11 protein-coding genes are annotated in these 11,102 nt (G+C 67.8%); 9 read left to right on the plus strand and 2 right to left on the minus strand.

Annotated features, from left to right (window positions below):
* Positions 1 to 60 precede the first annotated feature (60 nt).
* The gene (locus CY652_RS08675) at positions 61 to 576 is read right to left on the minus strand and encodes a DUF1993 domain-containing protein (RefSeq protein WP_102130302.1); all 516 of its coding nucleotides are present in this window, start codon (positions 574 to 576) and stop codon (positions 61 to 63) included.
* A gap of 241 nt (positions 577 to 817) precedes the next feature.
* Between CY652_RS08675 and CY652_RS08680 the strand changes: the two genes are divergently transcribed.
* The 3 genes from CY652_RS08680 to CY652_RS08690 all read left to right on the plus strand — a co-directional run bounded on the left by CY652_RS08680 (position 818) and on the right by CY652_RS08690 (position 3,305).
* Positions 818 to 1,438 carry a hypothetical protein gene (locus tag CY652_RS08680; RefSeq protein WP_102130303.1) on the plus strand — a complete coding sequence of 207 codons (621 nt, stop codon included), beginning with the start codon at positions 818 to 820 and terminating at the stop codon, positions 1,436 to 1,438.
* Between the two features lie 208 nt (positions 1,439 to 1,646).
* Entirely contained in the window at positions 1,647 to 1,955 is a 309-nt protein-coding gene (locus tag CY652_RS08685) for a splicing factor SR family RNA-binding protein (protein ID WP_258002240.1), read from the plus strand.
* 210 nt (positions 1,956 to 2,165) lie between these two features.
* On the plus strand, positions 2,166 to 3,305 hold the full coding sequence (locus CY652_RS08690) for a L,D-transpeptidase (RefSeq protein WP_374703636.1): 1,140 nt from the start codon (positions 2,166 to 2,168) through the stop codon (positions 3,303 to 3,305).
* A 52-nt stretch (positions 3,306 to 3,357) separates the two neighbouring features.
* On the opposite strand, the gene CY652_RS08695 is transcribed toward CY652_RS08690, so the two are convergent.
* Positions 3,358 to 4,926: an AarF/UbiB family protein gene (locus CY652_RS08695; protein ID WP_102130304.1), complete on the minus strand. Its 1,569-nt coding sequence runs from the start codon at positions 4,924 to 4,926 to the stop codon at positions 3,358 to 3,360.
* A 176-nt stretch (positions 4,927 to 5,102) separates the two neighbouring features.
* Here CY652_RS08695 and CY652_RS08700 point away from each other — a divergent pair, with 176 nt between their 5' ends.
* The 6 genes from CY652_RS08700 (at position 5,103) to CY652_RS08725 (ending at position 10,876) form a co-directional block, all read left to right on the plus strand.
* A complete protein-coding gene (locus tag CY652_RS08700) occupies positions 5,103 to 5,858 on the plus strand; it encodes a DeoR/GlpR family DNA-binding transcription regulator (RefSeq protein ID WP_102130305.1) in 756 nt (251 codons plus the stop codon).
* A gap of 414 nt (positions 5,859 to 6,272) precedes the next feature.
* Positions 6,273 to 7,364: a 2-aminoethylphosphonate ABC transporter substrate-binding protein gene (phnS, locus tag CY652_RS08705; RefSeq protein ID WP_102130306.1), complete on the plus strand. Its 1,092-nt coding sequence runs from the start codon at positions 6,273 to 6,275 to the stop codon at positions 7,362 to 7,364.
* A gap of 86 nt (positions 7,365 to 7,450) precedes the next feature.
* Positions 7,451 to 8,500 (plus strand): 2-aminoethylphosphonate ABC transport system ATP-binding subunit PhnT, encoded by a 1,050-nt coding sequence (phnT, locus tag CY652_RS08710; protein WP_258002243.1) that lies wholly within the window; start codon positions 7,451 to 7,453, stop codon positions 8,498 to 8,500.
* On the plus strand, positions 8,478 to 9,425 hold the full coding sequence (gene phnU / locus CY652_RS08715) for a 2-aminoethylphosphonate ABC transporter permease subunit (RefSeq protein ID WP_102130308.1): 948 nt from the start codon (positions 8,478 to 8,480) through the stop codon (positions 9,423 to 9,425). Before phnT ends, phnU begins: the two co-directional genes overlap by 23 nt.
* Positions 9,415 to 10,278, plus strand: a complete 864-nt coding sequence (gene phnV, locus CY652_RS08720) for a 2-aminoethylphosphonate ABC transport system, membrane component PhnV (RefSeq protein WP_102130309.1) — start codon at positions 9,415 to 9,417, stop codon at positions 10,276 to 10,278. Before phnU ends, phnV begins: the two co-directional genes overlap by 11 nt.
* Positions 10,279 to 10,321: 43 nt before the next feature.
* Entirely contained in the window at positions 10,322 to 10,876 is a 555-nt protein-coding gene (locus tag CY652_RS08725; protein WP_102130310.1) for a phosphonate degradation HD-domain oxygenase, read from the plus strand.
* Positions 10,877 to 11,102: the final 226 nt, after the last annotated feature.

Here is an 11,102-nt window from a genome sequence, read left to right on the forward strand (position 1 = left end):
GCTTCGGTCGATGCACGAGGCGCGGCCGCACGCGATGCGCGCAGTCGCGCCCTCGCGCGTTCAGGCGTTGGGTTTGCCGCCGAGATAATCGAGCTTGCCGAGTTCCACGCCGTTGTGGCGGAGGATGTCGTAGGCCGTGGTGAGGTGGAAGTAGAAGTTGGGCAGCACGAATTGCAGCAGATAGCTTTGTCCCGTGAATTCGAGCGGACCGCTGCGCATCTTCAGCGTGATGCTGCGCGTTTCCGAGCCGTCGATCTGGCCAGGCTCGAACGTCTTCAGATAGTCGATCGTCTTCTGGACGCGGGCCTCCAGTTCGCCGAAGGTCATCTCGACGTCGTCGAACTTCGGCGCCTCGACGCCCGCGAGGCGCGCGGCGCAGCCCTTGGCGGTGTCGGTGGCGATGTAGATCTGACGCGTGAACGGCAGCATGTCGGGGAACAGGCGAAAGCCCGTCAGCACGGACGGATCGATCTGCTTTTCGGCAGCGTGGGCTTCGCCCTTGCCGATGATGGCCTGCAGATTCTCGAGGCCGCGCAGCAGCACGGGCACCGAAGCCTGGTACATGGAGAGGGACATGGGAATTCCTTTTTTCTGGAGTGACGCGCCGCGCTTCGCGGCCGGAGCCGGGCGGGCGGCTCATTATGCGCCATCGGCGCGGGCGGCCTTTGACCGGCGCCCGCACAGGTCCGGCGGGCAAGATGGGGCCGCCCGTCGTGAGCGTTGTACGAGGGCCCGGCCCGTTTGTCCTGTTGTAATTCGAATGTGTTTTAATTGCCCGGCGAAAACATTCAATTCGCATCGCATGATGCGCGGACCAATGGACGCAGGAAACGCAGAGAAGCGCGGCAACGCGCGTTGCAGGGTTGAACGGTTCTTTCTCCGCCGGCCGGCCGGTGCGCTGCCGTTGCGTGCCGGCCGCGTCGCCGTGCTGCTCGCGCTGCTCATGGGAGGCCTGCACGATGGCGTCGCCGGGGCGCAAGTGCAGGCGCAGGACGGGTCGCTGTTCGACAGCCGCGTGACGCAGCAGTCGGTGGCCGATACGATCTGCCGTCCGGGCTATGCCGATACCGTCTCGCCGCCGTTCGACGAGATCATGGCGTACAAGGATCGGCTGCTGGCCGCGCGCGGGATCGACGCGAGCGACGGTCCGTCGTATGCGCTCGACCGGCGCGTGCCGATCGTGCTCGGCGGCTCGCCCGACGCGCCGGACAACTTCGATCTGCTGCCGTGGGCGGGGCATGGCGGCGAGCGACGCAAGGCGCTCCTGACCGTAAGGCTCAAGCGTTGCGTGTGCTCCGGCAGCATCAGCCTCGCGGACGCCCAGGCCGCGATCATGGGCGACTGGGTCGGCGAGTATGCGCGCTTCACCCGTCTCGCGTGCGCGGCGGACGACGACGAGACGACGGACGCCGAGGACAAGGCCAGCAGCGGTTCCTGACCGGGTTCGCCGAACCGTCGTTGCTCTCCCTGTTCGAGCACTGCGACGAGCCGTAGCGCGCGTGCCGAATTTCGGGATATGCTGAAGGCGGTTCATGCGAACGGAGGTTTGAGATGATTGCGCCCGGCCTTTCGTCTTCTGCCGCTTCCGGCCGACCGCCCGCGCGGGCGGCGGTTGAGTCCGCCTCTCTTTCACGGCGAGGCGCGCCATGCATCTGACCGTCTGGAACATTCCCGAGTCCTGCTCCGAGCAGGACGTGCGGTCCTTCTTCGAGCAGGAGCTGGGCCATTATGCGAAGAGCATCACGGTCTACGACGTGGGCACTTCCAACGCGCACGCCGACCTCGAACTCCAGGCCGACGTGCCCTACGTTGCCGAGGCCGTCGCGCGTGAACTCCAGGGTCGCCGGTTTGCCGGCGTCGCGTTGCGGGTGAGTGCCGCGCCGTTCGATCCGCAGTCCCATTCATCGTCCGATACCCGACCCGATGCGCCGACGTCGTTCCCGGCGCCCGAGTGAGGCGTTTTCCGTCGGGCCCGGCTTCGCCTGATTTTCTCTGCCTGTTTTTTCCGCCTCAGGGTGTTGTCGGCCGCGGGCGGCGCATGCCTGTCGTGGACGAGGGCCCGGATCGGCGGCGGGTCACGTACTCGGGGTACCATGCGAGCGGCTGCGAGGCGGCGTTGAGCAGCCGCTTCTGTCGACGATAAGCCTGATTGGCGCGAATTCACGATGAGCAAAGAAGAACAGTTTCGCCCCGGCGGCGAGGGCGAGGGTCGGGCGCCGAAGTCGCGCCGTTCCAGACTTTGGGCCGGCAGCGCGTGCGTTCGCGTCTTATGCGCGGCGGCATGGTTCGGCGTAACCGGAGGCGTATGGGCCGCCGATGCGTTGCCGGCTTCCGATGCCCATGGCGCACTCGCGCCTCGATCTGCCTCGGCAGACGCTCCATCGGCAGCTTCAGCGGTGTCCGCGTTCGCGCAGGGCTCGGCGCCTGGCGCGCCGGCATCGGCGGCTGCGAGTGCCGTCGCCGCGTCCGCCGCCGTGCCGGCGTCGATGACCGTGCCCGTGCATCCGGCGCTTTCGCCGGAGCAGGCTGTCGAGGAAGCGCATCGCGCGCTGGCGTTGCGCGATGCGTTCGCGCGCGAGGTGACGCGCCGCCTGCACGTGCCGCCTGCGGCGCAGCGCGCGTACGGCGAGCGTTTGCAGGCGGCGCTGGAGCAGCGTCAACTGGGTTCGCTCGCCGACGAATACGTTGTGCTCGTCGATCGCAGCGCGAACGTCCAGGCGCTTTTCATCTACTTTCGCGCGACGCCGGACGAGCCGTGGCAGATGATCGGCGCATCGCCCGTCGGAACCGGCCGGCCGGGCCAGTTCGATCACTTCCTCACGCCGCTCGGCGTATTCGAGCACACGCCGTCCAACATGGACTTTCGCGCCGAAGGCACGATGAACGAGAACGGCATTCGCGGCTACGGCAAGCGCGACATGCGCATCTACGACTTCGGCTGGGTCGACGGCGAGCGCGGCTGGGGCAAGGGCGGGGTCTCGCCGATGCGCTTCCAGATGCACGCAACCGATCCGGACCGGCTCGAACCGCTGCTCGGCATCCGGCATTCCAAGGGCTGCGTGCGCATTCCCGCCTCGCTCAACGTGTTCATCGATCACCACGGCATCCTCGACGCCGAGTACGAGGCGCTGGTGGCGTCGGGCAAGTCGCTCTGGGTGCTGCATCGGGATCGCGACGTCACGCCCTGGGCGGGGCGCTATATCGTCGTGATCGATTCGGCGCGCCGGACGCGTCCCGCCTGGTCGCCCGCGCCGGGCAGCCGGGCGCGGGCGCTGGTGCCGCCGGGCGGCGACACGGCCGATTGAGGGGGCTGCCGGTTGGGGCGCGCGTCGCGCGTCGGCTGGCGGCCCGAAGCGCTCAGCGCGCGAACAGCATGGCCGCGACGCCGATGAACACGCCGCAAGCCGCGCAGGCGAGCAGCAGGCTGTGCGTGCGCCGGTGTTCGCGGCGCACGGCGTCGACGAGCGTGCCGGCGGCGACCGATGCCGGGCGTTCCGACGCGGCGCCGCCCTGCTGCTGCAGATACCAGAAGAGGAGTTGCGGCACGCGCGGGGCGATCTGCGCGAGATGCGGCAACTCGCTCGAAAGCCGCCTGATCCAGCCACGATGATCGAGATCGCGCTGGGCGATGCCGGACAGCGCGCGATGCGCGATGCTCCATGCGTCGATTTCCGGATGGATCGTGCGCGCGAGCGCCTCCGCATCGGCGAAGGCGCGTTGCGCGGCAGCGAGGCGCGGCGACACCTGGCCGCCGAACGGCTGTACCGCGTGCAGCAGCGGATGCAGGAGCGCGCCGGCGCTGCGGGTGTCGGCCGGCGCCGCGAAATGGGCCTCGCTGCGCATGCGCAATTCCGCTTCCAGCTTCTCGGGGCGCGCCGTCGCCGGCAGGTGCCCGGCCATGTGATGCAGCTCGGCGAGTCGTCCGTAATCCTGTTCGAAGAGCGCGGCTGCGCCATGCACGAAGAACTCGCGCTCGGGCGACGAGAGGCTCGACATCTGGGCGCAGCGGGCCAGCACGAGCCGGCCGCGCGTCGACGGCTCGATGCTGACCTCGACGTGGCGCGCGTCGAAGGCCGCGTGGAAGAAGCCGTGTTCGAACGCCTGGTGCGCGACGACTTCGATCAGATGCGCGGCCACCTGGGCGACGTTCACGCCGTGCATCGCGAGGCCGGCGACGTCGGTCGCGGGCAGCGTATCGACGTGCTGGACGGCGAGCGTGTGTCCCGAGCACAGGTCCCAGATGACGTCGGGCGAAAGCACGCGCCGGTCCTGCGCGAAGTGATGGCCGCTCTGGCTCAGGTTGGCGGCCTGGGCTCGCAGGTCGAAACGGCGCCGCAACTCCTCGCGCAACGCGAGGGCGAGCGCGTGCAGTTGCAGGCGGCGCGCGGTTAGCGAGAAGCGCTCCATCCAGCGCGCGACCGAGCAGAGCAGCGCGGCGTCGTCGTCGATCGCCTCGACCTGTTTCATGCGCAGCAGACGGAGCGTGACGACGCCATGCCCGTTGACGGGTTGGGCCAGCCGCGCCACGTGCGTCTGTTCGCACCAGCCGTTGTGGAGCGGCACGGCGTCGATCGAGGCAAGGAGCGCGCCGGGCGGGCGGCCGAGCGCCGCGTGCAGGGCCGAGTCGAGCTCCGTCGGCGCGAGCGGCTCCTCGAAGCGTTCGAGCGCGCCGACGGCGTCGTGCAGCGTCGCGGCGATCCGCTCCGGGTCGTCAAGCAGCGACGGCGCCAACGCGGCCGCCAGCGGCGCAAGCTGCGGCAGCGCGTCGTGCAGGCTCGCTGACAGGCGCGCGTCCTCGATCAGCCGGGCCGCGAGCGTGGCGAACCAGTGCAGCTTGTGGTGCTTCGGCGCGGCGAGCCAGATCAGCCGGACGCCGTAGCGCAGCGCGCAGAACAGCAGGCGGAGTTGGCGGAGTCGTGAGCGCATGGGGGCGGCGGATAGATGGTGCGCGTTGGCGGAGGAGCCGGCGCGCACCGGCGAGAGTAACAGGGATGCGGGGCCGCTGGCGAGCGGCGCGATGCGGTGGCGCCCGTTGCGCGGCTGCGTACTACAATACGCCGGCCCTCCGGACTCGCGCGCGGCCATGCCGTGCGCTTTACGCGATGCTCGCAGAACAACGTCATCAATACATCCTTTCCCAGGTAGCGCGCAACGGCGCGCTCTCGGTGGCGGATCTCGTGCGCGAACTGCACGTGTCGCGGGAAACGATTCGCCGCGATCTGAACGCGCTCGCCGCCCGCGGCCTGCTCGTGACGACGCACGGCGGCGCGCTCTCCAGCGATCGCCGCGAGCCCGCCCTCGACGTGCGCGAGGCGGCCAACGCGCACGCAAAGCGGGCCATCGGCGAGCGGGCGGCCGCGCTCGTGCCGGACGGCGCGTCGATCATCGTCGACTCGGGCAGCACCACGCACGCGGTGGCTCGTGCGCTGACCAACCGGCACCGGTTGACCGTCTACACGAACGACTGGCGCATTGCGCTATTGCTCGGCCGGCGCAACGACAACCGCGTGACGCTGCTCGGCGGCGAGCTGTCCGATCACGAGGAAGCCACGTTCGGGCTCGACACCGTGCAGCAGCTCGCGCAGTACCACGCGGACTATGCGTTCGTCGGTGCGGGCGGCATTACGGCCGAGGGCCATCTGACCGACTACTCGCGGATGGTGGCCGAGGTGCGCGGCCAGATGCTGGCCGCGGCCGGCTGCGCGGTCATCGTCGCCGACCATTCGAAGTTCGGGCGCGTGACGCCGGTGCGCATCAGCGGCTTCGAGCGGACCCGTTTCGTGATTACCGAGCAGGAGCCGGACCGGGCGATCGCGCGCGCGATCGCCGCGCGCGGTCCCGAACTGCTGGTCGTCTGAACCCGGTCGACTTCCTTTTTTTCGGCTTCGTTCTGCTTTTCGCCTCTTCCCGCGTGTGCGTGGCCGGCTCCGGACGGCTGGGGCGTGCTCAATCTCGTCAGTTGGCAAATTGTGTCGTTAGTTGGAAATTGCCGTTGACGTCACCGATTTGTCATGAAAACCTGTGATTCTTCCCGAGCCCATTCGGGCGGGGCCGGGGGGGGCCGGCGCACAAGGCGTTGGCGCCGTCCGGCCGTCTTGCGGGACATGCGATCCGGCCGGTCGGGAATCCTTTTCGAGACCAGCCGCGCCGCACGATCGGGCGAGACATCGGGTGAGCGCGGCGACGGGTTCGTCCGTCATCCGATTCCGATTCCACACACACGCACCGGGTTTCACCGGGCTACTACACTTTTCGCCTTCGGAGAAAACGACATGACGACCAGAACAATCCATCGCACGCGCCCCGGTTTCGTCCGCAAGCTTTTGCCGATGCTGGCGGCCGCGATGGTGCTGGAGGGGGTGACGCTGAGCGCGCACGCCGCCGGTGCGGTGGTGCTCTATACGGCCGACGGTCTCGAGACTTTCTATAGCGAAGTGCTGCCGGCGTTCGAGAAGCAGGAAGGCGTGAAGGTCAACATCGTGACGGACGGCAGCGGCGCCGTGGTGAACCGCGCGAACGTCGAGAAGGATTCGCCGAAGGCCGACGTGCTCGTCACGCTGCCGCCGTTCATCCAGCAGGCGGGCCAGAGCGGGCTGCTGCAGAGCTACCGGAGCGTCAACTACAAAAACGTGCCGGCCATCGCGAAGGCGTCGGACGGAACGTGGTCCACGTTCGTCAACAACTACTTCACGTTCGCGATCAATCCCGACGTCGTGAAGAACCAGCCGAAGACCTTCGCGGACCTGCTGAGTCCCGAATATAGCGGCAAGGTCGCCTACTCGAACCCCGCCACGGCCGGCGACGGGATGGCCGTCATCATCCTGACGACCACGCTGATGGGCGAGGACAAGGCGTTCGATTATCTGAAGAAGCTCGAGCAGAGCGCGAAGTTCCATACCCAGGGCACGGGCTATCTCGACGTGCTGCTTTCGCGCAACGAGATCTCGGTGGCCAACGGCGACCTGCAGATGGATCTCGACGATGCGGCCGACGGCGGTCTGTCGCTCAAGCCGATCTTCCTCGCCGCCGAGCCCGGCGGCCGTCCGACCACGTTCCAGTTGCCCTATGCGATCGGTCTGATCAAGAACGGTCCGAACCCGACCGAGGGCAAGAAGCTGATCGACTATCTGATGTCCGTACAGGTGCAGTCGAAGGTGCCGGACATCTTCGGCATTCCGGCGCGGACCGACGTGCCGCTCACGGGCAAGAACGGCGCGGTGGTCAAGGAAGCGATCGCGGGCGTGCATCTGATTCCGGTGGACTGGAGCCAGGTCATGGCGAAGCAGGCCGGCTGGACGACGCGCTGGAAGAACGAGGTGATCGGCTCGTCGGGCAAGCAGACCGAAGTCGTGAAGCCGCAGTAAGCGGTCCGGATCGTGACGCGTCCGTTCAGCAGGAGAGAAGTACGGTGAGCACCGCAGGTCTTGCGCAGTCCCCGTCGACGCGGGCCGTGCCGGAGGCGTCCGGCGCGCCGGTTTCGGCCGGCGTGCAGATCGAGCATCTGAGCGTGCGCTTCGGCAGCCGCACGGTGCTCGACGACCTGTCGCTGACGATCCGGCGCGGCGAGTTGCTGACCGTGCTCGGCCGCAGCGGTTGCGGCAAGACGACGTTGCTACGCTTCATCGCCGGGTTCATCGAGGCGGACGGGCTGGTCGGCTCGCTTACGGTGGCCGGCCGCAACCTGACACACGTGCCGCCGCACCGGCGCAACCTGGGGCTGCTGTTCCAGAGCTATGCGCTGTTTCCTCATCTGACCGTGTTCGAAAACGTCGCTTTCGGGCTGCGCGCGCGGCGCGTGCCGGGACGCGACATCGCGCGGCGCGTGGCCGAGGCGCTCAAGCTCGTGCAGCTCGGCGACGCCGGCCACGTGATGCCCGCGCAGCTTTCGGGCGGCATGCAGCAGCGCGTGGCGCTTGCCCGCGCGCTCGTCATCGAGCCCGACGTGCTGCTGCTCGACGAGCCGCTGTCCGCGCTCGACGCCAATCTGCGCGCTTCCGTGCGTTCCGAGTTGAAGGCGCTGCACGAGCGGCTGCCGGACCTGACGATCGTCTGCGTCACGCATGATCAGGACGACGCGCTGATGCTGTCCGACCGCACGCTGCTGATGCGCGACGGCCGCATCGCGCAACTCGGCACGCCGCAGGAACTTTACGACACGCCGGGCGATGCGTACGTGGCCCGCTATCTGGGCGCGGCCAATCTGCTGCCGCCGAACGTTGCGTTCGCGCTCGGCGACCCGCGCCACGACGAGCGTGAACGTCTTGCCTGCCTGCGTCCCGAGCGGCTGAGAATCGTGCCGCTCGGCGAGGGGGCGTTGCACGGCACCGTCGTCTCGGTGGAGTGGTACGGTTCGGTGCTGTCGGTGCCGGTCATGCTCGACGCGATGCCGGACGAGCCCCTGTTGGTGACGATGCAGCGCGGCCACGGCCTGACGCCGGAAAAGGGCATGCGCGTGTCGCTGCGTTACGAGGTGGACGATGTCGTCCTTGTTCACCCCTGAGACTTCCGGCGCGACGGCGGCGAGCGCTGCGGACGCGCCCGGCGCGCCGTTGATGGACCACGGACATGCCGCCGCGCGTCGCCGTCGCGAACGGCGCGCGCAATGGCATATCGCGCTACTTGCCGTGTTCGTGCTCGGTCCGCTCGTCGTCTATCCGCTCGTGCGGCTCGTGCTGCTGAGCCTGACGGGCGCGCACGGCATCAGCCTGCATGCCTACGAGACGTTCTTCGCCAACCCGGAATCGCGCGGCGTGATCGGCACGACGCTGTGGATTCTGTTCGTCAGCGCGGGGCTGGCGTCGCTGCTCGGTGTTGGCCTCGCGGCGGTCCTGTTTTTCCGGCCGTTTCCGGGCGTGCGTCTCATCACGCGGTTCCTCGAACTCTTCGTCGCGTTTCCGTCGTTTCTCGTCGCGTTTACGCTGATTTTCCTGTACGGCTCGCAGGGCTCGGTCGGCATTGCGTTGCAGGACCTCTTTCATCTGCAGGCGCCGCCGCTCGATTTTCTGTTCGGCATGGGCGGCGTGATTCTCGCGGAAGTCGTGTTTTACTCGCCGTTTGTCGTGCGTCCCACGCTCGCCGCCTTTGCCCTGCTCGACATGCGTCTCGTGGAAGCCGCACGCAGCCTCGGGGCGAACGGATGGATGGTGGCTATGCGCGTGATCCTGCCGCTCGCGTGGCCGGGCATCGCGGCCGGCACGCTGCTCTGCTTTCTGCTGACGCTCAACGAGTTCGGCATCTTGCTCGTGCTCGGCAGCGCACATATGGTTACGTTGCCGGTCGCGATCTATAGCTCGGCGACCGTCGACCTGGATCTGCCGACTGCGGCGGCGGGCGCGGTGGTGATGCTCGTCATGTCGCTTTCGCTCTATGCGCTGTACCGGCGGGTGAGCCGGCGCGATCGCGGAGGTTCCCGCAATGGCCGCTAATCCCGATCAGGGCGTACTGCCGCCGCGGCACCCGCCTGCGCGTCCCGTCACGCGAGGTCTCGCGGCGCGCGTCGTGACCGGCATGCTGCTGGCGTTCGTCGCGTTGCTGTGCTTCTGGCTCTTCGTGTTGCCGGTCATCGTCGTCGCGCTGTCGAGCCTGGCCACGCACTGGTCCGGCACGATCTTCCCGGACGGATTGTCTACGCGCTGGTTCGAACGTTTGAACGAGGACGACTTCGATGCGCTGACGACGAGCCTCGAATTGGGGTTCGGCGTGTCGGTGCTCGGCACCGTGCTGGGACTATGGCTGGCGCTGGCGCTCGAAGGGCGGGACCGGCGCGGCCTGGGCGCGCTCGTGGACGCGATCGCGATGATGCCGAATGGCGTGCCGAGCGTCGTGCTCGGGCTCGCGGTGCTGATCGCGTATCACAAGGCGCCCGTCGATCTGTCGAGCTCGGCTTCCATCGTCGTGCTTGTGCAGGTCGCGCTCGTGCTGCCGTTCTGTTATCGCTGCGCGTCGGCGGGGCTGCGCCCGGAATTGACGGTGCTGCGGGAGGCCGCCGCGAGTCTCGGTGCACCGCCTTCGATGGTGTTACGCCGGGTCGTGCTGCCGCAACTGGTTCCGGCGATCCGCGCGAGTCTCGCGCTGGGGTTCGCTTTATCGCTGGGCGAGTTGGGCGCGACGCTGACGGTTTATCCGCCCGGATTCGCGACAGTGCCTATCGTGGTGGTGGGGGCGGTGCAGCGCGGCTACTATCTGCCGGCTTCGGCGCTGTCGCTGATCCTGCTGCTGGTTTCGCTCGGCGCGCTGTTGCTGATTGCGGCTCGCGCGCCGCGCCGCCGCCCGGGATGAAGGCCTGTGACCGGCGAATACTTTTCCGTTATGGAGTAGAGAAATGGCATTGAGTCTGGACGATATCCGTCAGTTGTTCGAAACATATGGTTCGCTCTCGTATAGCGGCGAACCCGTCACGCAACTCGAACATGCGCTGCAAAGCGGGGCGCTGGCGCAGGACGAGGGAGTGAGCGACGAACTGATCTCGGCGGCGTTCCTGCACGACCTGGGGCACCTGCTCAACCGGCAGGGGGAAACGCCGACCCAACGCGGCGTCGACGACTTGCACCAGTATTACGCGCTGCCGTTTCTGCGGCCGGTATTGCCCGACAGCGTGCTCGAGCCGATCCGGATGCACGTGGATGCGAAGCGCTATTTGTGCGCCACGGACGAAACCTATTTCGGCCGCCTGTCGCAGGATTCCGTCCGCAGTCTGGCGTTGCAGGGAGGGATCTTCAGCGACGAGCAGGCGCGCGAATTTGCCGACCAGCCGTATGCGGCCGATGCCGTGAAGCTGCGTCGCTGGGACGACCGGGCGAAAGTGGCGAACCAGCCGACGCCGGGCCTCGATCACTTCATGGATATCGTCGGGCGAGTCATGCTGCGGCCCCAGTGATGGTGGGGCGCAAAGTAATTGCCGGGCGTTCTGGTCGGAACCGGGATGAGGGGCTTGGCAGCTACGCATTGATTTGCTGGGGTGTGTGGAGCCGAGGGTGAGGCGGAGAGGGGCGGGGGGATGGAGAGGGATATCAGAAGGGGGTTGACGGGTTCTGGTTTGGTGCGCATAATCTCGCTTCTCTGCTGCAGACGCGGCGGCGGACCCGGAGGAAAGAGGCCGGGTC

The organism is Burkholderia sp. WAC0059 (genome assembly GCF_002870125.1).
Lineage (GTDB): Bacteria > Pseudomonadota > Gammaproteobacteria > Burkholderiales > Burkholderiaceae > Paraburkholderia.